Raw genomic sequence first — 25907 nt, 5'->3', positions numbered from 1 at the left:
TAAAAAAAGTATAAGCGACTTATATTAAGTCGCTTATACGTAAAACTCTATTTTCTTTTGATCAACACATCTTAATTTACTTACAGGTCTGCCCACATGTTGGTACATCATTTCGTTTTCTAACACTCCAATGTCAGTCAAAAACATTACATATTTTCGAATAGAAACTCTTGAAATTCCAACTAATTGTGCCATTTCATCTGTTGTAAACACTCTTCCATTCAACGACTCGATCTTCTGCCAAATTAATTGCAACGTTTGCTTCGTTAACCCTTTCGGAAGCTCTTTCGTGACAGTAGGCTCCCTTTTTTCTTTTTGTAAAATTAACGAATCTAATTCCGATTGACTAATTTTTTGTTGTTCTTTCATGAAAGTAAGTTTTTCTCGATATATAGTTAATGCCTCTTTAAATCGTTCAAATGTAAATGGTTTAATTAAATAATCTACTACACCATATTGTAATGCTTTTTTAATACTTCCCATATCATGTACAGCTGAAATCATTATAATATCAATTTCTTTTTCTTGGTTCCGGATATACATTAAAAGCTCAAAACCAGTCTCTTCAGGCATAAAAATATCAAGTAATACTAAATCTACTCGTGATTTCTCTAATATTTCGATCGCCGACTTTACTGAGTTAACTGCTTGAACAAGTTCAAATCCTCCTACTTGCTCTAAATAATGCGTATTTAGCATTGCTACCATCGGGTCATCTTCTACAATTAAAACTTTAATCATATTTGCCTCTCATCCCTACCTTTAGGTATTTCAATTGTTATCGTTGTTCCCTTACCTACTAATGAATGCATATGAATTTCCCCATTTATTCGCTGTATACTTTCTTTTACAAGATACAAACCATAACCGCGGTTATCTCCCTTTGTGGAATAACCTTTCGTAAATAATTGCTCTATTTCTTTTTCTTGTATACCTTTTCCCGTATCTTGTACTGTAATAGTTAGTATATCCCCATGTTGTATCTTAACTTCAACTCGCTTCTTTTCACAATTCGTAACTGCCTCTAATGCATTATCAATTAAATTTCCGACAATCGTAATAAGTTCATGAGTAATACTTTCATCATCTATTTCCGGCATATAAGAATCTTCACTTATAATTAATTTTATATTTTTCTCTCTAGCATAGCTGAGCTTACCTAGTAAAAAACCAGCAAATACTGGACTTTTTATTCTTTTCATAACTCCACCAATTTCATATTGATGCTCTGATACCATGCCGCTTATATACTTCTGTAATTCTTCATACTGCTTCATATGTGTAAGCCCTAATACGACATGCATCTTATTCATAAACTCATGAGATTGTGCCCGTAATGCTTCTGCATATAGTCTAATACCAGTTAGTTCCTCTGCTAGTTTTCTAATCTCTGTTTTATCACGAAATGTTGCAATTGCACCAACTATTTCTCCTTTTACATATAAAGGAACTCGATTCGTCACAATCGTAATTCCATAAATATTTTGTTCTTCGTTTAATTGTACTTCTCCCGTTTGCAATACTTCTTTTATACGTGAATTTGGCATATACAACTCAACATCTTTACCGATAAAATCTTCTTCAAGTCCGCTTTTTTTAAATAGACGTTTCGCTTCATTATTAATTAATGTTACTCTAGCCTCTTTATCTACAGCAATAATACCTTCCTTTACAGATTGTAGCATCGTATTTCTTTCTTCAAGAATTTTTGCTATCCTGTGCGGCTCAAGACCGAATAAACTTTTCTTTATATGTCTAGCTAGCAATATTGCTCCTATAATTCCGACTAATACACCAACTCCGACACCAATATAAATGATATGTCTACTTTCCTTAACTCTCTCTTTTACATTATCTGCTGAAATACCAACAGCCACAGCTCCAAGTTGTTCACCTGTTTCAGAAAATATTGGTACAAACACTCGCATGGAAATACCTAAAGTTCCTTCTGCTAACGATACATGTTCTTTTCCTTTCAATGCAGGCCCTTCATCTCCCCCAATAAAATGATGCCCTATTTTTTGAGGATTTGGATGTGACTTTCTTATTCCATTCATGTCCATAACTACAATAAACTGAACACCTGTGTTTTGTAATATTCTATTTGTATACGTTTGGATTGCAGAGGTATCTGCTTTCCCAACCAAACCATCGATTACAATCGAATCATTCGCCACAATGTGTGCAATTGTTTTTGCCTTCTCTGCTTGGCTATCCTCCGTCGTCCGTTCTACATTATGACTAATTAATATATCTGTCACAAGTAAAGAAAAAATTACAACTGTACAAACTAACAATGTAATCGTTTTCCATAAATTCCATAGTCTTTTTCTTTTTTTCATCCCGTTAATGACTCCCCTAATTGCTGAATAGAAAAATAAGTAAGGTGATATTATTTTCACCTTACTTATCTGCTGTTATTATACTTTAAATTTACTAGTCATCGCTTGTAGTTCTTCTGCCATCTCAGCTAAGTTTTGCGAAGCTGAACTAATTTCCTCCATGGAATTAACCTGTTCTTCTGTTGAAGCTGCAACACTTTGCATACTAGCTGTATTTTCTTCTGCAGCAGCTGCAATTTCATCAATAGCATTTGTCACTTCATTTGCATCTCCAGCAATTCTCTTCGTTGTTTCTACCATTTGATTAACTTGAGAAACAATATGTGTAGTAGAACTTAAAATTTCCGTAAAACTTACTTTCGTTTTTGTTACAACATCAAGGCCTTGTTGAACTTCTCCATTCACATTATCCATTGCCTTAACAGTATGTTCAATATCCGCCTTAATTTCTGCAATTAAATTTGCAATCTCTCCAGATGACTCTCCTGATTGCTCTGCTAATTTTCTAACCTCATCTGCTACAATAGCAAATCCTCGTCCCTGTTCACCTGCTCTTGCTGCTTCAATAGCCGCATTTAAAGCTAATAAGTTTGTTTGAGTTGCGATGTTTTGAATTGCTTCAGAAATAGCTCCTACTTGCTTTGATTTCTCATCAAGAAGTTTAATAATAGCATCTGACTCGGATACCGACCTAGAAATAGACTGCATTTGTTTTGCAGTTTGTTCAACTAAATCTTCTCCCTCTTCAGCTCTTTCTCGCGCATGTAATGAAGAAATAGAAATTGACTCTGCGCTTCCAGTTACATCTTGAATTGCTGTATTTACTTGTTGCAATGTAGCCGCACCTTCTTCAACACCTTGACTTTGTGATTCAGCCCCACCTGATACTTGTTCCATTGCAATTGTAATTTGATCTGTCGCATCATTTGCTTGCTGTACGCTCGCTGTTAACTCTTCTGCCGATGCTGCAACATGTTCTGCTGAAAAGCTAATTTGGGTAATAACATCTTGTAAAGACGTAGACATTTCATTAAATGAATTCCCTAATTTCCCTATGTCATCCTTGGAATGGATTGTAATTTTCTCTGTTAAATCTCCCTTACTAATTTTATATGCCGATTCAGCTATTTTTCGTAATGGCCTTGTAATAGACTTTGTAATGAAATAAATTAATATACTACCAAATGCAATAGCGATAGCAATGACAATCAAAGTCTTATAAAACACTGGACTGGCAGCTTGGGTAATTTCTTCATCGAACATAACACCAACTACTTTCCAGCCCGTTTTCTCATTTGTTGCAAAGATTAAATTCTTTTTATCATCTTGTTCTGTATAAGACACATTTCCTTGTTTATCTTCATAAATTGGTTTAATCCAAGGATCAGTAACTTTTGCACCTGGTTTTCTAGATGGATGACTAACAATTTGCTTATTTTGATCTAAAATAACTGCATAACCTTTTTCACCAATGTTAATCATTTTGGAAATTTTTAAGATGTTATCTAAATTTAAATTAATTCCTATAACACCTTTACCATCTTTTACTTCTTTCGCAATCGTCACTACCATATTTTTTGTAGATGCTGACTGATATGGCGCAGTAACAATTACTTTCCCTTTATTTTCATGTGCTTCTTTATACCAAGATCTATCTGTTGGATTATACCCATCAGCCATTTGAATAAATGGTTCTCTTATAAACTTTCCCGTCTCTGTTCCAATATAAATACCTTCTACTTCTGGATGAAGCTTTATATATTGTGCTAACTTCGTTCTTACTATTTCTTCTTGTCCATTTAGATATGTATCCTCTGTTAAGATGTCTGCAAAGTACGTCGCATCAACAAATTTCTCTTCTATATTTTGAGAAATAACAGTATTTAAAATCGAAATATTCTCCTTTGCCTTATCTGTCATTTGATGCTCAAAATTTGTTTTGGCAGTTTGATATGAAACACCACCGATAATAATTCCTGGTATAGTTAAAATAATAAAAAATGAAATGATTAATTTTTTATTGATACTCATACATTTAACCCAGTTAAATATTTTTTGCATAATAAGCCTCCTTTATGTAATGTGGATACTTGTGTCATTTTATACAATTAATATATATAAAACAATATATAATGATAACATGTAATTTTTTCGTCAATTATGCATTTTTGCATATTCACTCCTTATACGTATTTTAATCATAAAAATAAGAGAACTTTAGCATTATATATGCTAAAGTTCTCTTATTTCTTAACAGCTTCTACTCTATAAAACTTCTCTTATAATCCTCAAATGTTTTATCCTTCACCTTATAGTCATATTACTAAAAATCTTCGTCCTAATTTATTTAGCGCTCTTTACATAACTAATTGCCTGACTTCCCATTTGTACCCATGCCTGTTCAAAGGTTTCTCTCGGTACTTTTACATCTAAGCTATCCTCAAGTGGATCTCGAATATATACAGATTCCTGATCATACCCAATAAGTACAACACAATGTTCATTATACGTAATAGAAACATCTCCACTATTTGTTTCCCATGTAGTAAATTCAGCTTCATCTAATGGTGCAAATGTTGCATTTGTGATCATGACTACAGGTTGCCCTGCTTTTATACTCTTATAAATTTCTTCTATATTCTTCCCTGTTAAGTCTACAGCTTTATTAGGTAAATATTTTTCCGCTAACTGAAAAAGTGGCCCATGATATACACCATATCCCGATTCAGAAAATGTGTAAATATTACCTACAAATCCTTCATTCGGATTCCCGCGCACACCATCGTCTATAAAATCAACTTTTTTTATTTCATTTGCTAATGTCATCTTATCCACTGAAACACCAGCGTATTGTAACATCATCGCTAAGCTCGTCACTTCACAGCCTCTATCCAATTCTGGTAACTGCTGAATTAAGGGAACATTTGCTAAGATGACTTTTTCATCGTTATTACTAAACTCCGTTTCTTTTCCTCTTTGTATATTTGAGAATGTTAACTTCTCTACATACTTTGGAATTCCATTTGTATATACACTCCATATTGCTGCACCTAGTAAAGCTGTACATATATACCACTTCAATTTTCTTATCGCTTTCACACCCTTATTAATTCGTTAAATAAGAATAAAATGCGTCAGCATCCGTTCGTACCATCGGTACAAAATTTAGTTCTTTTCCTTTTTCAGGCTGATCTTTTTTTATCTTTTCCGCTAACTCTTGAATATTCATATTCATTTTATCCATATTAAGCTCATCTGCCATTTGTAGCACCTTTTGTTCATTAATTTCTCTTAATATTTGATATATATCTTTACCATACAAATCAATATGATGTTTTTTTGCTTCTTCTTGTACTTTTTGTTCGTACACTTCTTGTGCTAACTCTTCAATTTCTTTTCCTTTTTGAGAAATATCTAACTTTCCTGCTTCTTCTCTTACTTTCTTTCCGTAGATTTCTTCCGCGATGTCTTCGATTTCTTTTCCATCTGTCGAAATACCTAATTTATCTGCTTCATCTTTAATTTTAATCGCATTAATTTGAGTAATTAAATCTACAATTGATGTATTCTCTATAGATATACCTAGCTTTAACGCTTCTTGCTTTACTTTTGTTTCATAGATTTCTTCTGACAGCATCCCAACATCTTTTCCTTCAATCGATATGCCTAACTGCTCTGCTTCCCTTCCTACTTCTGTTTCATGAATTTCTTTTTCTAGTGTAATTTGTTCTTTTCCTTCCGTTTCAATACCTAGTTTCTCTGCTTTTTCTTCTGTATGCACTGCATGTATCTTACCATTGTTCAATTGTTCTTTACTGCGCTGCGTGTAATCTGTCTTTCCTTTTTGTGTTTCAGAAGGAGAGGCCCCCCCTAATATACTTAAACTCATTACTCCAATAGTGAATACCGTCATCATTTTCTTTTTCAAAATTAATTCCTCCCTCTTATACTTTCTTTCCCATCATTCCCCTAGTTTTTTTAATACTATACATACATCTCATCGCTGCTTGAGATAACATTATGATTGATAAACCCCACTCACATACACCTAATCTCTTCTTCATGTAACGAACTTTCTTTATGCCATACATAATATAAATAGTTTCTTAACTTTCCCTTAAAAAAAGACGACCTTGTAAAAACAAGGTCGTCTTCTTACTTATATTTTTTGATTTTTAGGGAAAATCACTTCAAAACAAGTGCCATCTCCCCATTTGCTCTCTACTGATATTTTTCCGTAATGCTTTTCTACAATCCAATTTGCGATTGAAAGACCTAATCCAGCTCCTTCTGACGTACTTCTTGCTTTATCCCCTTGATAAAAACGATCAAATAATTTCGGAATATCTTCTTCTTTCACTCCTATCCCGTCATCTTTCACCTGTATGCGAATTGAACTACTCGTTTGCGTGCAATCAATTTGAATATGCCCACCTTCGTTTGTATACTTCATCGCATTATCTAACAGTATGACCATCATTTGATGAATCCGCTCTCTATCCCCCATAAAAGATACACCACGTTCTACTTTTAGCATCATTTCTTTTTCTTGATAAGAAGCAATCTCTTTATATGGAGCTACTATTTCTTCTAACAATTTATCAAGTTCAAATATTTTCTTATCCATCTCAATTTGATTAGAATCAGAACGTGCTAGCAATAATAAATTACTAACGAGTTTCGATAACCGCCTACATTCTTTTGAAATTGTAGAAATATCCATCGCTTTTTCTTCTATCGTAGCGGATGGTGACTGGAATAAAACATCCGTTTTTGATTGAATAACTGCAAGTGGTGTCCTGAGTTCATGTGATGCATCAGAAACGAATTGTTGCTGTTTCTCCCATGAACTTTGAATAGGTACAAGTGCTCTACCAGCTAGGAAAAAGCCAATACCTATCGCACAGAGGCTTCCTATGCTACAACCTATAACGAGAATTAAAAATAAAGTATTTAACATTCCTTCTTCCGCTGTTATATCTCGCACGATTTGAACTATTTCTCCATCTTTTTGAAGCGAAAATGCTCTAAAATATCGTCCTTGTACTTCAATATCTTGTAACTCCTCTAATTTTTCGGGAGAAAAACTTTCCAAATTCTCTTCAAAAATAGAACGGAATTTACGGTTATCGCCCTCTATTTTCACTATTTTCCCATTCCAAGTTATTCTAGTTACTCGCGGATCTCCAATTTGGATATTCTCCATGCGTTTTCTTGGTGGTACTTTAACATCTAATTTTTCTCTATACTGAGCTATCATTTTTATAGATTGATCTACTTCACTATAAATACGCTTGTATGTGTACGAATAAATAATACTGCCTAATATACCTATTAATAGAATAAATACTAATGAGTTCACTATAGTCAAACGAATGCGTGTTTTTTGAAACATACTTCCTTTTTTCATTGTTCTTTTAATATATATCCAATACCTCGAACGGTTTGAATATCTTTCTGATAACCGAATGGCTCTAATTTTTTACGTAAATGATGCACATACACTTCTACAATCGCTACTGTCGTATCTGAATCAAATCCCCAAACACGATCAAAAATTTGTTCACGCATTAAAATCTTTCCGCTATTTTGAACAAGGTACTCTAGAAGCTCATATTGTTTTAATGATAACTTCATACCTTTTCCATCTACTTGAACATCTTTATCTTTTCCGAACAATTCAATGCCTTTATAGCGAATTGTTTGCTGCGTTGTTAAACTACCACTTCTGCGTAGTAAAGCACGAATTCTCGCTTTTAATTCAGGGGCCTGAAATGGCTTAACAATATAGTCATCTCCACCAAAGTCCAATCCCTTCACCCGATCTTCTAAAGAATCTCTCGCTGTCAAAAACAGGACTGGTGTTTCAATCTTTTCATCTCGTATTTTTTGAATCACTTCAAATCCGTCCATCCCTGGCATCATCACATCCAGCAAAATTGCATCATATATATTTTGAAGAGCTAAAAACAATCCATCTTCTCCATTTATTGCCGTATCTACTTCAAATTCATCACGTAAAATTTGTACGATAGACTCTAATAACGAAGCATTATCTTCTACTACAAGTAAACGCATGCTCTCACCTTCCATCAAATAGTTCAATTCTATTTATTATTACATTTCTTCTCTTCATAACAAAAGAATGTAGTTACATTACGTAATTTCATTTTTAACTATTTCCTTCTAAAATTTTGAAGTTTTATTATAAAAACTTTGTCTTAAATTTAGCTTAATAAAAAATTGAAAGAAATAAGATTCCTCTTATCTCTTTCAATTTTTTATTACATATACCTTTTTACTCGGCAACTCTAAACAATTTAGCTGACCGCCATACACAGCCCCGCCATCAATCCCAATAATACGATTACTACCAAAATACACTCCGCAATCCTCACTACCATGAAGCGTTTTTGTTTCCGTATGCCCAAATACAATAACCTTTTCACCGCTATATCCATTATGAAATTCATTACGGATCCACATTAATGTATATGGTTCAGATTCAGAAACTCGTTTCATCGGTTCAACCCCAGCATGTACAAATATATACTCTTCTGTTTCAATGTAATGATCTAATTCTTGAATAAACTTTATATGTTCCTCTAATACACGAGAGTGTAAAATCGGTTTTTGGAAGTCTTTCTCATTAACCGCAATATCTTCTTCTACAAATCCATAGCTATATAATGTCTTATCTCCACCATTTCTTTTTACCCAATGGTTCCATGAACGTTCCTCATTTGTCGTTAACGCCTTAATCATCATATCTTCATGATTTCCTTTTAAAATGAGTGCTCCATCTTTTTTCAATTCTCTTACCTTTTCAATTACAGCACGCGCATTTGGACCACGATCTACATAATCTCCCAGTAAGATTAATTGATCCTGTTTCGCATCATATTGAGCTTCTTCCAATAAATGTTCGAACTTTTCTATCTCTCCATGAATATCACTAATAACAAGAATTCTTTTCATATTATCCCCCCTCTTTCTAATTATAGTTCAAAACGACAGAAAGTTCAGAATTGAAATCCCGCATTAACGGGCAGTAAGCCCCCCACTGATTACAGTTTCACTTTATTACAAACTAAACTATTATCCTTACAACAATGTAAGTCTCTTGTCATCCAATTCGATAGTTGTAATTACTGTATTTCCTTATACTGAGAGTAAGAAATGAAACAAAAAATAAGGAGAGATGAGAGATGAAAAAAGTAATGGAAGTTGTAGTAGCGGTAGTAGAGGTTTTCGTAAATGGTAAACAAGTCGCAATGGAGTTAAATAAATAATGAAAAGGACAACATTCACTCTAGACCCTTTACTCATATAAAAGAGATAAGACTTCATCATTTCTTTGATCCCTTATCTCCCTATAAAGAAAGCCGTATCCCTTTTAAGGATACGGCTTTCTCTTATTTTTGACTCGTACGAGCTGAAATGCTAATTGCTCTATCTGTTGCTTTGGCAGCTTCATCTAACGCTTCTTTACTATTCTTCCCGTCATACATCGCTTCTAATGCATTTACAACTGCATCTCGTGATTCTGGGAATACACTAATTAAAGCCCCTTGTGTTGCTGGAGATTGCTTCGTCGCTTGCAATTGATCTACTGTTACTTTCAACTGTGGATATTTTTCATATTGCTCTTTTACTAATGGCTCATTATATGCATCTGGATTAATTGAGAAATAACCTGTTGCAGTATGCCATTTTGCTTGTACGTCTGGCTTCGTTAAATATTTCATAAAGTCCCAAGCACCTTGTTGCGTTTCTTCTGAAACCATATTCGTCATCCATAATGATGCTCCACCAATAACAACACCATTTTGTTTCGAATCCTCAGGATACGGAATATATGAAACACCTACATTAAACTTAGATGCATCGATTAAATCACGAACACCTGCTGAAGAATCTAAATACATAGCAACTTGTCCAGATTGGAACGCGGCACGAATATCATCCCAACTTGCTCCATACTTTCCAAGTGCGCCAGCTTTATTTAAATCATCTAACATTCCAAATACTTTCTGTCCTTCTTTACCGTTAAATACCGCCTTCTTTGCAGCATCTTTACGGCCGTTTTCGTTATCTACATATAAAGCACCTTGTGTCGCTAACAATTCTTCAAAGAACCAACCGTAGTTAAGCATGGAGAATCCATATTGTTTTACATTTCCGCCTTCTTTAATCGTTAACTTTTTCGCTGCTTCTTGTAATTCCGCATATGTTTTTGGAGCTTTCTCTGGATCTAAGCCCGCCTTTGCAAAAGCATCTTTATTATAAATTAATACTGGTGTAGATGAATTAAATGGCATAGAATACATTTTTCCATCAACTGAATAATAATTTGTAATTGCTTTTTCTAATTTTGACGTATCGTACTTATCTTTTTTTATCCAGCTATCAATTGGTGTGATTTTTTTGCTATCAATCATATATTTCGTTGTAATTTCACTCGATTGAACAAGAGCTGGCGCTTCTTTCGTTGCAGACATCGTTCTAAATTTCGTTAAAGACTCTTCATATGTCCCTTGGAACTCTGCCTTTATCTCATATTTATTTTGCGACTTATTATAGTCTGCAACAAGACCATCTAATACTCCTTGTGTTTTTCCACCCATCGCATGCCAGAAGCGAATTACAGTTTTATCACCATTTTTTTCAACTGGTGCTACTTTTGCCTGTACTTCAGGTTTTCCCTCTGTTTTACTATTTGAACAAGCTGCACTAGATAATGCCATTGTTGCTACCATTAATAGAGCAGCACCTTTTTTAACTAGACTCATTTAAATCTCACCTTCTCTTAGTTATTTAATTGCACCTTTTGTTAATCCTTGTTGTAATTGCTTTTGCCCTAAAAATAGTAAAATCAATGTTGGAATAACGATAACCGTAACACCGGCCATTACGCTTCCCCAATCAGTTGCAACTTCTTGAGACTGAAGCTGCTTTACACCGATTTGCACTGTTCTTACTTTTTCATCAGTGGTCACTAAAAGTGGCCATAAATACATATTCCATGTTGTTAAAAAGCTATATACTCCAAGCGTAATAAAACTCGTTTTACAATACGGTATTACAACGCTGAATAAAAATCTTATATTTCCAATCCCTTCAATAAAAGCAGCTTCTTTCAGTTCATTCGGGAGTGTCATAAAATGTTGACGTAACAAGAAAATACCGAAAGCTGTTGCAAAAAACGGCACTGTCATCCCGGCGAAACTATTGATCCAGCCAAAGTTTTGAATCGTTAAAAAGTTAGGCACCATCGTTGCTTCCCACGGAATAAGCATCGTTGAAATAAACAGGAAGAAAATTAAGTTTCTCCCTTTAAACTGAAGAAAAACAAAAGCATAAGCTGCTAAACTTGATACGATAAGTTGTCCAATCATAACGACTGTCGATACAATTAAACTGTTATATAAGTATGTAAAAAGCGGTACTTTTTGAAAAATATTAATGAAATTATCAAAAGTAAACTGGGTCGGAAATAACCTTCTCATTTGAATATCGTCTGGTGTCATAAAGCTTATTAAAAATGCATACAGTACAGGAAAAAATACCATCACTGCACTAATAATGAGTAGCATGTATAATAGGAAATTTTGTTTCCACTGTTTAACAATCATTTATAATGCACCTTTCTCTCAGCAAACTTAAATTGAAGTAATGTAGCAACGAAAATGAAAACAAATAATACCATCGCTTGTGCACTTGCTGTTCCAAATTGATGATTCACAAACGCCTCTTTGTAAATCGAGTACACAATTAAATTCGTTGCATCATTTGGTCCACCGTGCGTTAAAATATCAATTTGTCCAAAGCTTTGGAACGCACTAATTAATGTTACTGTTACAATAAAGAATAAAGTTGGTGATAGCATCGGTAATGTAACACGGCGAAGCTTATATAAATAACTAGCACCATCTATAGATGCACTCTCATATAAAGACGTATCAATATTTTGTAAACCACCTAATATAACTAAAAATGCAAAACCTGTATTCACCCAAACTGTTGTAACTGATACAGAGAATAGTGCCCAGTCCGGACTCGTTAACCATGCGATTGCAGGAAGGTTCATAGAGGCTAATATATTATTAAATAATCCTACACTTGGATGAAATAAAAATAGCCAAATCACTGCACTAGCAGCTACTGATATTCCCATCGTCGAAGAAAACAGAACTCGGAATAACCCAATACCTCTTACCTTTCCATTTGCAATCAATGCAAGAAACAAAGCAAATATAATACTCGTAGGAACTGTATATAAAACAAATAATAAAGTTGATTTTATACTTTTGTAGAAGGCTGGATCAGAGAATAAATATTGATAATTTTCTAAGCCAACGAAAAGATTAGCTTCTCCATGTATATCGGTTAAATAAAAACTATAATAAATCGTCCTAAACAATGGATAGAACAGAAAAATCGAAAATAGCAAAATAGATGGCGCCAAAAACAATAATCCTATTCTTAAATCTTTCGTTCTCTCCCATAATTTTTTCTTTTTTGACACCTTTGTTTGAACTGGTAACTTACTTACTTCGATCATTATTTCGCCACCACTTTCAACTCTTCTTCACCTACCACTTTTAAGCGTTCATTCGTGTTTTCGTTAAAGAAGCATAACTTTTCTTGCGAGAATAATAATTTTACTTTGTCACCTTTGTTCAGGAGTAACTGTCCGATAACTTTCGCACTCCAAGTTGTTCCATTTACCGCAAAGTTCAATATAGATTCATTCCCTAATACTTCTACAGATTGCAACGTCACTTCTTGTCCCTCCTCAGACAGTGCAATATGCTCAGGGCGCATGCCTATGCGAATTGTTCCTTCTGGTAATTGCTTTAACTGTCTAATAGATAATGGAATTTGCAATTGTCCTATATGTAATACACCTTTTTCTTTATTTACTTCCCCATCATTTATATTCATAGAAGGAGAACCTATAAAGCTTGCAACAAATTCGTTTGCTGGTTCGTTATATATGTTAAGTGGTGTTCCAACTTGCTGTATACTTCCTTTATTTAAAACCATGATACGATCACCCATAGTCATCGCTTCTATTTGATCGTGGGTAACGTAAATCATCGTAATTCCTAATCGCTGCTGAATTTCTCTAATTTCAATTCTCATTTGCGCACGTAATTTCGCATCCAAATTCGAAAGTGGTTCATCCATTAAACAGATTGGCGCTTGACTCACAATTGCCCTGGCAAGTGCAACACGCTGTCTTTGTCCGCCTGATAATTGGCCTGGTTTCATTTTCACATACTCTTTCAGTCCTACCATTTCAATAGCTTCCATTAATCGCTTTTGTCGCTCTTCTTTTTGTACTTTTCTTACCTTAAGTCCAAATAAAATATTTTCTTCTACAGATAAGTGTGGATATAATGCATAATTTTGAAATACCATTGATAGATTACGGTCTTTCGGCTCTAGATCATTTGCAACACGTTCATTAATAATTAAATCTCCTGAAGAAATCTCTTCTAAGCCAGCGATCATTCGTAATAATGTGCTTTTCCCGCATCCCGAAGGTCCAACTAAAACAAAAAATTCACCCTTCTTAATATGAACCGATACGCCTTTAACCGCTGTCTCTTCTGCATTTTTATATACCTTTGAAACATTTTTCAATTCAATCACAAGGTTGCACTCCTTTTTTCTTCTTGTATCCATACTTCATAATGACTTGTTGAAATCGCACTTGCTCCTGCACGAATTGCAATTTCCGCATCTTCTCGCGTTTGAATCAGCCCTCCTGCAATAATAGGAAACTCTATTTCCTCTACTAGCTGCTTAATAATAGAAGGCATAATCCCCGGCATAATCTCTACTGCATTTGGTTTAGTCGTTTTACAATTTTCAATTGATTTAGTAAGAGATAAAGTATCTACAATAAAAATACGTTGAATTGTTTTCAATCCAATTTTATTAGCATTTCGAATTGTTGAACCCTTTGTTGAAATAATACCTTGTGCCCCGATAACATCTTGAATATACAAAAGCGCTTCCTCTGTATTCGTATTTAAGCCTTGTATAAAATCACAATGAAGAAATACATCATGTCCATGTTTCTGCAATTCATATACACGCTCTGGTAATTCCAGCATTGAACCAGTCATAAGAAAAACTGTTTTCGGCAATTTTTTGTATGCTTTGTATCCTTTCCAATCCTTTATCATCGCAATATAAGGTTCTTTAAACATTTATTCCACCTAACTGTTCTATTTTTCTCCAAACTAAAAACACCTACTTACATAGAACGCCTTTCTCCTTATTTGAACTCTAGGGAATAGAGCACACCTAAGAAAGTGGCACATTATATGTAAGTGGGTGTTCTCAAATGTTCTCTACCCTAGTTATTTTGTTACCTTTACTATATTACGCATTTATTAAGTCAGTTTTGATAGATTGTTAATTAGGTGTTAATCGAATGTTAATATTCACCATATCATTATTTACATTAATCTAGATATTAAAATATAAATAAATAGAACGAAACAATACTTAAAATTCAATCAATATGTAAATTCATTCCATAGTTAATGATTTTTAGTTTGCTTGCCACTGCTTGCAAACTAAAGTTATCCCAAGCAGTACTATAAAGTGGAATGCGCCTTTTCTCTTGTATTGATATGGCCCAGGCTGTAACAACATCAGTACCATATCCGTTCCCTTGAAACTCCGCTAAAGTTTCCACACTTGCCTCAGCAGCTACGGGCGTACTTCTGGCACTGCAACAAACAGAAACTACTTTTTCATTTTTTACAATTGCCAAATAAGGTTGCCTCCTTATTTACTCCATTTACCATCCATTCATAATCTATTTTTCATGTTCAAAATAAAAATCCCATTCAAATACACATTACTGAATCCATCATACTAACTGATTTCTTCATTCTGTCTATCTAAATGGGATTATTTTTCGTTTTTTACTCTACTGGTTGTTGTGGCTGTACTACTTCATTCGCTCCAGCTACCCTCAACATATTTACAATATCTTTAAAACCTCTTTTTTCAGCGTATTGCAGTGGCGTCAGATGTTCCTTGTTAGCCATGTTTACATCTGCACCGTGATCAATAAGTAATTGAATTACTTTCTTATGGTTTTCACTACCATTTCCTAATACAATTGCTTCTAATAACGCTGTTCCACCACGTTCATTTTTATAATTCACATCAATATCTGTATGCCCTAATAATTCTTTAACAACCTCTACATGGCCACGCTCAGATGCAGAAATAAGTGCTGTCCCACCTGACCTAGTCGTTTCTTTCGTATTAACTCCTGCATTAATTAATACTTTTACAATATCCGTATATCCTTCTCTACTTGCATAAAGAAGTGGATTACTTTTTTTCTCATCTTTAATTTCAATATTAGCACCTGCACCAATTAATGCTTTAACTGTCTCTACATGATTTTGGTACGTCGCTGCAAGGACAGGCGTTTCTCCGTTGTCACCTTCTACGTTTATATTCGCTCCATCCTGAATCAACTTCATAGCTGTCTCTGTGTCTCCAAGAGTAGCTGAAAGTAACAACTGTTTGTCCATTAAATTTATACTTTTCTCTTCTTTAGATTCTTCCTGTTCTTTATGCTTCTCTTTTTTCTTCTCATTTTTCACATGAACCGGTTTCGATTCTGGTTCTTCTTGCTTATCGCAAGCCACTACCGTCATTAAAAGTCCTAATAAAATACATAATAAAATTTTTTGTTTTCTCACAACTACAGCTCCTATGAAAGATAATGTTTTCTTAACCATTCCTCCATCACATACAATAACTCTTCTTGAGTACATTTATCCATAAGCCCTTTAGATTCCTTCTTTAATCGGATTATCTTAAGCTTATACTATGTTTCTCAACCTATTGAAATGATACGCCTGATGGCCCCATCATTAACATTATGAAGCAATTAGTTTAGCACGTTTTTACCGCATTTGTATACATTTCTAAAAAGTACATAAATGATTGCTTTAGGTTACTATATTCCATTGTAACCGTTCTGCTAAAAATTTTACACCTTTTCTATATTTGCACCTGAGTAATAATAGAAAAAGACAACTACATAGTTGTCTTTTTCTATTAATGATGTCCACCATGATTTCCTGCTTTCGGTTTCCCCATCATCTCTTTATTCATTTCCCATTTATGCTCTGCTAGCTCTTTATACGAAAGAACTTTCCCCTTATAGTTAGATACAAAGCTCTCTGCATCTTTTTTATTTTTAAATGAAATGACATTATAAGCCATCGGTGTCGTTATTGTTTTATCATATACGTAAGTAGCGTCTTCTAACGAAATCCAATCTTTCGAATCATAATCTCGGACAAATTTCTCTTTCGTCTTTTCATCTGAGTTGATCTCCATCCATTTATACATACAACCGATATCATCAAACTTTAACGCTTTTCCATTTTCTAAAATAATTTCTGTTGCAAATTGATTATCTGTTACCCCAATTTGGCAAATATCACATTTATCATGTTTCTCATCAATGGCAACAGCTGCTGTTTCCTTTTTCCCACACCCGACTACCGTAAATACGAAACATAAACATATAGCAAGTACGACATATTTTACTTTCATCAATATTCCTCCCTAGAAACCGTATACTCCACGAAAAGAATACCAAAAGGTTGTGTGAGATTTGTGAAAAAACAATGTGCTTTTTGTAATATAGGAAACAAAAAAAGATGTGTAGTTATTTCTACACATCTCTCATCACTCACAACCTGTAATTAACAAATCATCTTCTAATTTAACTAATAATGTATCCGCACTAATTTCCTGTCCAACTTCTACATTTACCAATCTTATATTTCCACTAATCCCGACTGCAATTTTTTTAAGCTCACCGTCATTTTTTCGGATCATCAGTAATTTTTCCCATTCATATACGTAAGAAGATTCATTAATAAAAATCTCCTCTACTTTTCCTTCATAAGAGCTATAAATCTCTTCAATTCTCGTTTTCATATAACATCTACTCCCTATTTCACACTTCACTATTTTCATCTTATTCTACCATTCTTACGAGAAGCAGCTTACTTTTTAAAAATTCAAATTAACTACCGTGAACAAAATGAACAAAATAAAAATTATGCTTCTAATGATGTTATTTTTCAAATTATTTACCATTTGAATAGATGCTTTTATTATAAATAAAAAACCTTTTTCTGAATTTTTATTCTATTTTGAAAGCGCAATCATTCTTTTGAGGGGGAAATTACATGTTAGCACTACTTGGATTTGCGATGGTATTTGTCTTTATGTTTTTAATTATGACGAAACGTATGTCAGCGCTAGTAGCATTAATATTAATTCCGAGTGTTTTTGCATTAATTGGCGGATTCTATGCCAATATGGGGCCTATGATGTTAGAGGGGATCCAAAAATTAGCACCTACTGGTATTATGCTTATGTTCGCTATTTTATATTTTGGGATTATGATTGATAGCGGTTTATTCGATCCTGTCATTAGTAAGATTTTAAAATTTGTAAAAGGAGATCCTTTAAAAATCGTTGTCGGAACGGCTATATTAACTATTATCGTTTCTCTAGATGGTGATGGTACAACAACATACATGATTACAGTTTCCGCAATGTATCCACTATATAAGCGCCTTGGAATGAACCCCCTCATATTAGCTGGAGTTGTTATGTTAGGGGCAGGGGTAACAAATCTTACACCTTGGGGTGGACCCACAGCTCGTGTTATGAGCGCACTTGGACTTGAGGCTTCCGAATTATTTACACCTCTTATTCCAGGAATGATTGCTGGTGCAATTTGGGTTGTTTTCGTTGCCTACTATCTTGGAAAAAAAGAAAGAAAACGTTTAGGAATTATGGATGTACAGTATTTAAAACAAATGCAAACAATGGATGAGCAAGCTGCAACTGTCGAAGCAGCAGTGCATAAACGCCCTAAACTTCTATGGATTAACTTTTTATTAACCGCCACATTACTTGTCTGTCTCATACTAGAAGTTATGCCATTACCTGTTTTATTTACAGTCGCTTTTGCTATCGCTGTTATGATTAACTATCCAAACTTAGAGCAACAGAAAGAACGTATTGCTTCTCATGCTGGGAATGTATTAGCAGTTGTTTCTCTCGTATTTGCTGCCGGTATTTTCACTGGTATTTTATCTGGAACAAAAATGGTAGATGCAATGGCTAACAGTGTAGTAACTCTTATACCAGATGCACTTGGACCACAATTGCCAATTATTACAGCACTTCTCAGTATGCCATTCACATTTTTCATGTCTAATGATGCATTTTACTTCGGGGTATTACCTATTTTGACGAAAGCTGCTGCTACTTACGGAATTAGTGCAGCTGAAATGGGACGTGCTTCCTTACTTGGGCAACCCGTTCACTTATTAAGTCCTCTTGTCGCTTCCACTTATTTATTGGTCGGAATGGCAAAAGTTGATTTCGGTGAACATCAACGTTTCACTTTATTGTGGGCCGTTGGAACGACAATGGTTATGTTAATTACCGGAATTGTAATTGGGATTATTCCAATATAAGATGCAAAAAAAACAGTAGAAGGAATAAAAATCCTCTACTGTTTTTTATTATGAAGAAACAAGAAAATAACGTCTCTCGGGTCTCCCAACACTTCCATATATTAGCTCTGCGTGGACTTTCTTCCCAGATATCAAATACTCTAAATAACGCCTTGCCGTTGATCGGCTTACGCCTACCATTGAACTTAGCACCTCTGCTGTAATCCCTTCTTCATTAACTGTTAACATATGCTTTTTTATTTTCGCTAAAGTTAAAGGATCTATCCCTTTCGGGGCATATTCTATTTGATCTCCCTTCACCCCTCTTTGAGACCATAAATATTCAATTTGCTCCGTAGATAATTGATTATTTTTCTTTAACTGTATAATCTTTTTTTGATAGCCTTCCAGACTTGCTTTAAATCGGTCAAACATTAGTGGCTTTACGATATAATCTGTTACTCCGCCCCGCAGGGCGTGCCTCACTACATCTGTTTCCGATGCCGCTGTAATCATAATAATATCTGTATCGTGCAAATGATGCCTAATATATGTGACAAGTTCCGTTCCTTGCATATCAGGTAAGTACACATCTAATAAAACAAGCTGTGGCTTCACAAGCTCTAGCCATTCTTTCGCTTGTTCTCCAGTCGTTGCCGTTCCAATTACTTTAAATCCCTCAATTTTCTCAGTAAAACGACGATGAATGTCAGCAATCCGAATATCATCTTCTACAATTAATACTTCAATCTCCTCACCCATTACTATTCGCCTCTCTCTTTCGGTAGTGCAATAATAAATAACGCACCACCTAAATCCCCTTTTTCAATTGCAATACTTCCATTTAAATCTTCTACTAACTCTTTCACTTTTGCTAATCCATATCCTCGCTCTCCTCCTTCTTTCGTCGAAAAGCCTTTATAGAATATGCTAGTAATTATTTCATCATGAATCCCTTGCCCTGAATCTTCCACTTCAATTAATATTTCTTCTCCAATATCAGTTACAAACATCCTTACTTTCTTATCATTCTCTTCATTTTTTTCAATTGCTTCAAATGCATTCGTAATTAAATTTCCTAAAATAGAAACGACATAATTACTCTCAATATGTGGACTTAATTTTTCTAAACCACTTTCTCTATCTAGCATAAAATCAATCTTCAACTCTCGTGCTCTATTATAAAATCCAATTAAAATTCCACCTAGCCATGGATTTTGAATCCGCTTCATAATAAATTGAACAAAATCTTGATATACCGCTGTTTCCTTATGAATAAGCTCTAAAGCATCTTCGTATGATTCTAATTGAATAAGACCTGAAAGCGTATACAATAAATTATTATATTCGTGCGCTTGCGCTCGTAATGCCTCTGTATATTGCTTCGTCTGAGATAATTCTGCTGTTAACTGATCCATTTCAGATTTCAAACGTAAGCTCGATACAACACCAGTTACTTTATTCTTTACTTTAATAGGTAGACGGTTCGCAATAACAGCCTGTCCTTTTATATTTAATTGGCGATCAAACTGTTCTTCACCAGTTTGAAGTACATCTAGTATCGTTGAATTAGGAATTACATTTAAAATAAATTCCCCAATAATATTTTGTTGTTTATCTAGCGAAAGAATATCATAAGCTGCTTGATTGACTAAACTAATCATGCCATTTTTATCGATTACAATAATCCCTTCACGTACAGATTGAATCACTGTACTATGCTCTTCATATAAAGATGAAATTTCTTCTGGTTCCATCCCGAACATCATTCTTTTTATACTTGCCGCTAAATATATAGAGCCGATTACTCCAATTAATAGCCCTATTATTGTAATCCAAAATACACGCTTTCCATACACTTCTACCGCTCCATGAATATCAGCCATTGAAAATCCAACAGACACCACACCAATGATTTCATTTTCCTGATTACGGATTGGAACTTTTCCGCGTAATGAAGGGCCTAATGATCCAGTTGCTTTCGAAACATATGATTTTCCTTCTAATAAAACGCCTTTATTATCTCCGCCAACCATTTTTTCTCCTATTTTATCTCGCTCAGGATGCGCATAACGAATCCCCTCTTTGTTTCCAACTACAATGAAGTCAGCCTCTGTATCCATTCGAATTTTTTCTGCGATTGGCTGAATAATAGAAGCTGGATTTTCTTTTTGAAAAGCTTCCTGAATTTCTGGTATCGCGGCAACTGTTTTCGCAACATGCAAAGCCCGTTTCCCAATTTGCTCTTCTACCGTTTCAGATAATATGTAATAAAATAAATAACTCGTTAGCAGAAGTACCACTAAAATAAGTGTACTAATAGTTAATGTAATTCTCGGTTGGAGTTTTAATTTTTTTAATTTCAAAACCATTCCCCTAACATGATTAAAGATAGAATTTAAAGAATATACAGTCTCTTTAATTATACTTAATCATAACACGGTTACTCTATATTTCTTTCTTTTTCTCTTCATAAAAAAAGAAACGAAGTAAAATTATTACCTCGTTTCTTAATATTTGTTATTACACTTTAAACTTACTAATCATCTCTTGTAATTCTTCTGCCATTTGTGATAAATGGACTGCTGCTGCATTTATTTCATCTACTGAAGCTAATTGTTCTTCTGAAGAACCAGCAATATTTTGAACGCTTGCTGCATTTTCTTCAATTGTAGCTGCAATTTCATTAATAGATGCACTTACTTGTTTTGCATCTACCGTCATTTGTTTTGCTACATCTACCATGCTATCAATTTGTACAACTGTATCATTTGTAGACTTCAATATTTCGGCAAAGCTTTGCTTCGTTTCATTTGCAACTACAAGTCCTGATTGTACTTCTGCTCCAACTTGATTCATAGAGCTTACTGTTTCTTTTATATCAAATTGAATCTCTTTCACTAGTTTCCCAATTTCCGTAGAAGACTGTCCTGATTGTTCTGCTAGCTTTCGCACTTCATCTGCTACAATTGCAAATCCTCTTCCTTGCTCTCCAGCTCTCGCAGCCTCAATTGCCGCATTTAACGCTAATAAATTTGTCTGTTCTGCAATATGTTGAATCACTTCAAGGATTGCTCCAATTTGTTTCGACTTATCGTCTAACAAACCAATGATTTTGTCTGACTGTGAAACAGACTCATGAATTAATTGCATTTGATTCACAGTTTGTTCAACTAACTTCCCACCATTTTCAGCTTTTTTCTTCGTATACATAGAGGCTGTAGATACTAATGAAGAACTATCTGCAACACGCTGAATTCCTTCTGTAACTTCTTCTAACAATGTTGCTCCTTCTTCAACTTCTTTCGTTTGTATTTCTGCACCACTTGATACTTGCTCTATCGCCTGTGTAATTTGTTCCGTTGCTTCGCTTGTCTGCTTCATACTAGCTGTTAATTCTTCTGAAGATGCCGCTACATGACTTGCTGAAGTGTTTATATTGGAAATGACACTTTGTAACGATGCAGCCATCTCGTTAAAACTTTCTCCTAGCTGTCCAATTTCATCTTTAGAATGAACTGTAATTGATTCTGTTAAATCACCTTCACTAATCTTCTTCGATGATATGACAAGTTGTTTTAACGGTTTAATAATAGACGCAATTATGAAGTAAATTACAATCCCACCGATTATTAGTGAAATTCCAAGAACAGTTACTGTTTTATAGAAAATAGGTTCAGCCGCTTCGATAATTTCTTTGGAAGGCATAATTCCTGCTATTTTCCACCCAGTTTTCTTATTCGTTTTAAAAGTGATATTGCGATCTTCACCATCTAATGAATAATGAAAATCCCCAGCTTCCTGTTTATACAATTCTTTACTAAGTTTCTCTTCTAATTTCTCTCCTGGCTTCATTTTCGGGTGCGCTACTACATTTTTATCTTGATCAAATATCGCTACATACCCTTCCTTACCAATATTAACCATCTTAGAAGTAGTAACAATATTATTAATGATTAAGTCAATCCCAAGAACTCCACTTTTATCCTCGTTTTGCTTTGCTAGTGTAATAACAATATTTCCTGTCGTTTTTGACTTATATGGAGCAGTTACAATTACTTCTCCGCTTTTCTTCACTGCCTCTTTATACCAATCTCTTTCTGTAGGATTATATCCATCTGGCATCTGAATAGCTGGTGATTGAATGAACTGTCCATTACTAGATCCTGTATAGATTGCTTCCATTTCTGGATGCAGTTTATTGTATTCTTCTAGTTTATTTTGTATGTTTTGAATTTGATCTGCTTGGTAACTTGATTGTGTAAATAATTTCGTAAAATAAGTTGCATCTATTTTTTTACTATCCAATTCCTTATTAATTACATTATCCAAAATTTTTATATTATCTTTCGCCGAGTTTAAAATTGTTTCATTAAAATTCGTCTTCGCCTGTTGATAAGACGTCCAACCAATTACAATACTTGGAAGAATTAAAATAATAATAAATGATACAAGTAACTTTGTTTTTAAACTACTACTCCTTAATTTCCCTTGAAACATACTTCTACCCCTCCATACCGTTTTAAATGTAATTAATTAACATTTAATCTTTCTATAAAAATAATACGATTTAAATGTATCAATGAGACTCTCTATCTTTTTATACATCTAAAGAATTGATACATATCTTTTTCATTCTATATAAATTAAATAATTAAAACAATGTATAAAAATGTATATTATTCGAAATATTATAATTCATAGGAGAACCTCTAGTATTTCACTTACTAGAGGTTCTTTCCACCTTACTATTCTTTATCTACTTCTTTTTTCTCATCTTCTACTACAGATACAACAGGTTTATCGCTTGATAATTGTTGTACCGCTCCTTTTCCTGCAAATCCTTCTAATAGCTCTTTTAAGTCAATGCCAGAAGAAGCTTTTAACGTTTCTTGCATCGTTGCCATTAAATCAGTCGCATAACCCGCAACTTTTCCGGCCCCGCTATTTTTACCACCGCCGCCTGTATCGACAACTGTGATTTTATCAATATTACTAAGCGGACTTGCAACTTCCTTCGCATAACTTGGAAGCATTTTAAGAACCATATCCATAATTGCCGCTTGACCATATAATTCAAATGCTTCAGCAATTTTTTGTTTCGCTTCTGCTTCTGCTAAACCTTTTAATCTAATAACATCTGCTTCTGCTGTACCTTGCGCTTTTTGTACTTCCGCTTTCGCTTGACCTTGCGCTTTTTCGATTTCCGCCTTCGCTAAACCTTCCACACGTACTTCTTCCGCACGAGCTCTCGCTTCAGCTTCAATCTTATATTGATCCGCATCTGCCTTTTTAATTTGTTTTACTTTTTCTGCTTCTGCTGATTGCTCAACAGCATAACGATCTGCATCTGCTTTTTTCTTAACTTCTGCATCGTATTGCTTTTCACGACGCGCAATCTCTTTTTCTTCTAACTCGATTTGCTTTTCACGCTCAATGATTTTAACGCGCATTTGCTCTTCTGTAACACCTTGTTGTGCTTTCGCTTGTTGTAATTCGTAAGAAAGATCCGCATCTGCACGTGCTTGCTCTTGTTCTCTCTTATAGGACTGTACTTTTAATTCTTTATGTTTTTCAGCTTCAGCGATTTGTGCATCACGTTGATATTCTGCTTCTTTTGCCTCTTTTTCAGCACGTGCTTTTTCAATACGTGCTTCTTTTTCACGCTCTGCATTTGCAATTGTTGCATCACGCTTAACTGTCGCAATTTGCGGCTGACCAAGCGCATCTAAGTATCCGTTTTTATCCATTATTTCTTTAATTGTGAAAGAAACAATGCGAAGTCCCATCTTCTTTAAATCTGTAGAAGCTACTTCATGTACCTTTTGAGCAAATTGCTCTCTATTACTATATGCATCCTCTACTGTCATAGAAGATAAGATTGCACGTAAGTGACCTTCTAAAACCTCTTTTGCTTCTACTTTTAACTCTTCTGTTTCTTTTCCTAAATATTGCTCAGCTGCAGTAGATACTTCTTCAATTGTAGAACCTACTTTAATAATAGAAACACCATTTACTGTAACTGGAACACCTTGCTTCGTATACGTATCACGTGTACCAACTTCTAATTTGTAGTTTAATAGGCTTAAAGGCTCTGCTCTTTGCATAATTGGAACTACGAAAGTACCGCCCCCGCGGATAATCTTAATCTTCTTTCCATCATCAGTGGTAACAACATTCTTTCCTCCACCAAGCCAGTTCCCTGTAACAATTAACGCTTCATCTGGACCAACCGTACGATACTTCGTAATGAATACTAAAATGAGTAGAATTAAAATTGCCAGTAAAACTCCACCGATAATTAATGGAATCGTCATGTAAATTCCCCCTTATAATTTTGGTTTTTTTAAAGAATAAGCGATGTTTTGTACAAGTAAAACACCATCTTGGACTCCCTCGATAATAACCTCTGTTCCTTGCGAAATATCTTTTTTTCCAACAGTTTTAGCTGGGATTGCATTACTTCCAAATTGGGATAAAATTAATACTTCACCAAATCCTTCTGTAGGAATTGTCGTAATGACTTCTCCTTTGCAACCGATAAATTCATCCATACGTTGTACGGTATTTTGTTCTGCTTCTGCAATCGGTTTTAAAATTAGTATTTTCATGATGAAAACACCGATAAAAGATATAGCAAATGCAGCCCCGAAAATAGTAATACTATTAAAGGAAAATAAGTACTCTCCTATATAACTAAGCCCACATAACATGGCGAAGAAACTAAGTAATAAAGTAACAACGGATACAGATCCGCCCCCAAAACTAAATATCGATTCAAATATATCTCCAAAGAAGATATAAATAACAGTGAGTATAGTAGCAATAATAAATCCATATAAATAAATTGTTTCAAGTGGATAACCAAACAAGACCATTTCTTATCCCCCTTTCTTAAACAATCCCTTTTTTGTTATGTGTATGCCCCACCTCTTTCAAAGATTATAGTTCTTAATTTTCAGTTATTTACTCTTTAAAGAAAAGCCTGTAAAACAGGCCCCTAAAAAAGAACAGGAGAAACCTATTG

The 25907-nt window shown here is 34.4% G+C and carries 22 protein-coding genes and 3 pseudogenes; 1 reads left to right on the top strand and 24 read right to left on the bottom strand.

What is annotated here, in order from left to right:
- Window positions 1-33: 33 nt before the first annotated feature.
- The 18 genes and pseudogenes from ACTL4X_RS03015 to ACTL4X_RS02930 all read right to left on the bottom strand — a co-directional run bounded on the left by ACTL4X_RS03015 (window position 34) and on the right by ACTL4X_RS02930 (window position 17342).
- Window positions 34-741: a response regulator gene (locus ACTL4X_RS03015; RefSeq protein WP_000598666.1), complete on the bottom strand. Its 708-nt coding sequence runs from the start codon at window positions 739-741 to the stop codon at window positions 34-36.
- Complete coding sequence (locus ACTL4X_RS03010) at window positions 738-2342, bottom strand: sensor histidine kinase (RefSeq protein ID WP_000746421.1); 1605 nt, start codon at window positions 2340-2342, stop codon at window positions 738-740. Before ACTL4X_RS03010 ends, ACTL4X_RS03015 begins: the two co-directional genes overlap by 4 nt.
- Window positions 2343-2420: 78 nt before the next feature.
- Entirely contained in the window at window positions 2421-3239 is an 819-nt protein-coding gene (locus ACTL4X_RS03005) for a methyl-accepting chemotaxis protein (RefSeq protein ID WP_432804035.1), read from the bottom strand.
- Between the two features lie 120 nt (window positions 3240-3359).
- A pseudogene (locus ACTL4X_RS03000) lies at window positions 3360-4262 on the bottom strand (cache domain-containing protein); the annotation flags it as partial.
- A gap of 423 nt (window positions 4263-4685) precedes the next feature.
- Entirely contained in the window at window positions 4686-5441 is a 756-nt protein-coding gene (locus tag ACTL4X_RS02995) for a C39 family peptidase (protein ID WP_033689701.1), read from the bottom strand.
- Window positions 5442-5448: 7 nt separating this feature from the next.
- Complete coding sequence (locus ACTL4X_RS02990) at window positions 5449-6270, bottom strand: hypothetical protein (protein WP_000728585.1); 822 nt, start codon at window positions 6268-6270, stop codon at window positions 5449-5451.
- A gap of 231 nt (window positions 6271-6501) precedes the next feature.
- Window positions 6502-7752 carry a sensor histidine kinase gene (locus ACTL4X_RS02985; RefSeq protein ID WP_000715835.1) on the bottom strand — a complete coding sequence of 417 codons (1251 nt, stop codon included), beginning with the start codon at window positions 7750-7752 and terminating at the stop codon, window positions 6502-6504.
- Window positions 7749-8420, bottom strand: a complete 672-nt coding sequence (locus tag ACTL4X_RS02980; RefSeq protein ID WP_001238621.1) for a response regulator transcription factor — start codon at window positions 8418-8420, stop codon at window positions 7749-7751. Before ACTL4X_RS02980 ends, ACTL4X_RS02985 begins: the two co-directional genes overlap by 4 nt.
- A 195-nt stretch (window positions 8421-8615) precedes the next feature.
- Window positions 8616-9320 (bottom strand): metallophosphoesterase family protein, encoded by a 705-nt coding sequence (locus tag ACTL4X_RS02975; protein ID WP_000821949.1) that lies wholly within the window; start codon window positions 9318-9320, stop codon window positions 8616-8618.
- A gap of 437 nt (window positions 9321-9757) precedes the next feature.
- Window positions 9758-11134: an ABC transporter substrate-binding protein gene (locus ACTL4X_RS02970; RefSeq protein WP_000060610.1), complete on the bottom strand. Its 1377-nt coding sequence runs from the start codon at window positions 11132-11134 to the stop codon at window positions 9758-9760.
- 21 nt (window positions 11135-11155) lie between these two features.
- On the bottom strand, window positions 11156-11977 hold the full coding sequence (locus ACTL4X_RS02965; protein ID WP_000635946.1) for a carbohydrate ABC transporter permease: 822 nt from the start codon (window positions 11975-11977) through the stop codon (window positions 11156-11158).
- On the bottom strand, window positions 11974-12906 hold the full coding sequence (locus tag ACTL4X_RS02960) for a carbohydrate ABC transporter permease (protein ID WP_000573797.1): 933 nt from the start codon (window positions 12904-12906) through the stop codon (window positions 11974-11976). The genes ACTL4X_RS02965 and ACTL4X_RS02960 overlap by 4 nt, the downstream gene beginning before the upstream one ends.
- Complete coding sequence (locus tag ACTL4X_RS02955; protein ID WP_000571391.1) at window positions 12906-14003, bottom strand: ABC transporter ATP-binding protein; 1098 nt, start codon at window positions 14001-14003, stop codon at window positions 12906-12908. Before ACTL4X_RS02955 ends, ACTL4X_RS02960 begins: the two co-directional genes overlap by 1 nt.
- On the bottom strand, window positions 14000-14566 hold the full coding sequence (locus ACTL4X_RS02950) for a glycerol-3-phosphate responsive antiterminator (RefSeq protein ID WP_000472003.1): 567 nt from the start codon (window positions 14564-14566) through the stop codon (window positions 14000-14002). Before ACTL4X_RS02950 ends, ACTL4X_RS02955 begins: the two co-directional genes overlap by 4 nt.
- Window positions 14567-14874: 308 nt before the next feature.
- Window positions 14875-15150: pseudogene (locus tag ACTL4X_RS02945) on the bottom strand (GNAT family N-acetyltransferase); the annotation flags it as partial.
- A 142-nt stretch (window positions 15151-15292) separates the two neighbouring features.
- Entirely contained in the window at window positions 15293-16162 is an 870-nt protein-coding gene (locus ACTL4X_RS02940; protein ID WP_000287339.1) for an ankyrin repeat domain-containing protein, read from the bottom strand.
- A 286-nt stretch (window positions 16163-16448) separates the two neighbouring features.
- Window positions 16449-16952 carry a nitrous oxide reductase accessory protein NosL gene (locus ACTL4X_RS02935; RefSeq protein WP_000865665.1) on the bottom strand — a complete coding sequence of 168 codons (504 nt, stop codon included), beginning with the start codon at window positions 16950-16952 and terminating at the stop codon, window positions 16449-16451.
- A gap of 135 nt (window positions 16953-17087) precedes the next feature.
- A complete protein-coding gene (locus tag ACTL4X_RS02930) occupies window positions 17088-17342 on the bottom strand; it encodes a hypothetical protein (RefSeq protein ID WP_000857376.1) in 255 nt (84 codons plus the stop codon).
- Between the two features lie 254 nt (window positions 17343-17596).
- Between ACTL4X_RS02930 and ACTL4X_RS02925 the strand changes: the two genes are divergently transcribed.
- Window positions 17597-18901 (top strand): CitMHS family transporter, encoded by a 1305-nt coding sequence (locus ACTL4X_RS02925; RefSeq protein ID WP_000880474.1) that lies wholly within the window; start codon window positions 17597-17599, stop codon window positions 18899-18901.
- 48 nt (window positions 18902-18949) lie between these two features.
- Here ACTL4X_RS02925 and ACTL4X_RS02920 read toward each other — a convergent pair whose 3' ends face one another.
- From ACTL4X_RS02920 to ACTL4X_RS02895, 6 genes and pseudogenes are all read right to left on the bottom strand, one after another.
- Window positions 18950-19642 (bottom strand): response regulator, encoded by a 693-nt coding sequence (locus ACTL4X_RS02920; protein WP_000503461.1) that lies wholly within the window; start codon window positions 19640-19642, stop codon window positions 18950-18952.
- Between the two features lie 2 nt (window positions 19643-19644).
- Window positions 19645-21252, bottom strand: a complete 1608-nt coding sequence (locus tag ACTL4X_RS02915) for an ATP-binding protein (protein WP_002025277.1) — start codon at window positions 21250-21252, stop codon at window positions 19645-19647.
- Window positions 21253-21403: 151 nt separating this feature from the next.
- Window positions 21404-22264, bottom strand: coding sequence for a methyl-accepting chemotaxis protein (locus ACTL4X_RS02910; RefSeq protein WP_370622813.1), 861 nt, complete (start codon window positions 22262-22264; stop codon window positions 21404-21406).
- A gap of 81 nt (window positions 22265-22345) precedes the next feature.
- Window positions 22346-23380: pseudogene (locus ACTL4X_RS02905) on the bottom strand (HAMP domain-containing protein); the annotation flags it as partial.
- 248 nt (window positions 23381-23628) lie between these two features.
- A complete protein-coding gene (locus ACTL4X_RS02900; protein ID WP_000155016.1) occupies window positions 23629-25197 on the bottom strand; it encodes a flotillin family protein in 1569 nt (522 codons plus the stop codon).
- Window positions 25198-25209: 12 nt separating this feature from the next.
- Entirely contained in the window at window positions 25210-25758 is a 549-nt protein-coding gene (locus tag ACTL4X_RS02895) for an NfeD family protein (protein ID WP_000242445.1), read from the bottom strand.
- Window positions 25759-25907: the final 149 nt, after the last annotated feature.

The organism is Bacillus sp. RE35, from assembly GCF_052146655.1.
Lineage (GTDB): Bacteria > Bacillota > Bacilli > Bacillales > Bacillaceae_G > Bacillus_A > Bacillus_A cereus.
The sequence above is the reverse complement of the archived record's forward strand: the minus strand, read 5'-3'. Positions and strand labels throughout refer to the sequence as shown.

Coding starts and splice junctions, on each gene's coding strand:
- ACTL4X_RS03015 (WP_000598666.1), bottom strand. CDS start 741: ATGATTAAAGTTTTAATTGTAGAAGATGACCCGATGGTAGCAATGCTA.
- ACTL4X_RS03010 (WP_000746421.1), bottom strand. CDS start 2,342: ATGAAAAAAAGAAAAAGACTATGGAATTTATGGAAAACGATTACATTG.
- ACTL4X_RS03005 (WP_432804035.1), bottom strand. CDS start 3,239: ATGGAACAAGTATCAGGTGGGGCTGAATCACAAAGTCAAGGTGTTGAA.
- ACTL4X_RS02985 (WP_000715835.1), bottom strand. CDS start 7,752: ATGAAAAAAGGAAGTATGTTTCAAAAAACACGCATTCGTTTGACTATA.
- ACTL4X_RS02980 (WP_001238621.1), bottom strand. CDS start 8,420: ATGCGTTTACTTGTAGTAGAAGATAATGCTTCGTTATTAGAGTCTATC.
- ACTL4X_RS02975 (WP_000821949.1), bottom strand. CDS start 9,320: ATGAAAAGAATTCTTGTTATTAGTGATATTCATGGAGAGATAGAAAAG.
- ACTL4X_RS02970 (WP_000060610.1), bottom strand. CDS start 11,134: ATGAGTCTAGTTAAAAAAGGTGCTGCTCTATTAATGGTAGCAACAATG.
- ACTL4X_RS02965 (WP_000635946.1), bottom strand. CDS start 11,977: ATGATTGTTAAACAGTGGAAACAAAATTTCCTATTATACATGCTACTC.
- ACTL4X_RS02960 (WP_000573797.1), bottom strand. CDS start 12,906: ATGATCGAAGTAAGTAAGTTACCAGTTCAAACAAAGGTGTCAAAAAAG.
- ACTL4X_RS02950 (WP_000472003.1), bottom strand. CDS start 14,566: ATGTTTAAAGAACCTTATATTGCGATGATAAAGGATTGGAAAGGATAC.
- ACTL4X_RS02940 (WP_000287339.1), bottom strand. CDS start 16,162: ATGTACTCAAGAAGAGTTATTGTATGTGATGGAGGAATGGTTAAGAAA.
- ACTL4X_RS02935 (WP_000865665.1), bottom strand. CDS start 16,952: ATGAAAGTAAAATATGTCGTACTTGCTATATGTTTATGTTTCGTATTT.
- ACTL4X_RS02930 (WP_000857376.1), bottom strand. CDS start 17,342: ATGAAAACGAGAATTGAAGAGATTTATAGCTCTTATGAAGGAAAAGTA.
- ACTL4X_RS02925 (WP_000880474.1), top strand. CDS start 17,597: ATGTTAGCACTACTTGGATTTGCGATGGTATTTGTCTTTATGTTTTTA.
- ACTL4X_RS02920 (WP_000503461.1), bottom strand. CDS start 19,642: ATGGGTGAGGAGATTGAAGTATTAATTGTAGAAGATGATATTCGGATT.
- ACTL4X_RS02915 (WP_002025277.1), bottom strand. CDS start 21,252: ATGGTTTTGAAATTAAAAAAATTAAAACTCCAACCGAGAATTACATTA.
- ACTL4X_RS02910 (WP_370622813.1), bottom strand. CDS start 22,264: ATGAAGCAGACAAGCGAAGCAACGGAACAAATTACACAGGCGATAGAG.
- ACTL4X_RS02900 (WP_000155016.1), bottom strand. CDS start 25,197: ATGACGATTCCATTAATTATCGGTGGAGTTTTACTGGCAATTTTAATT.
- ACTL4X_RS02895 (WP_000242445.1), bottom strand. CDS start 25,758: ATGGTCTTGTTTGGTTATCCACTTGAAACAATTTATTTATATGGATTT.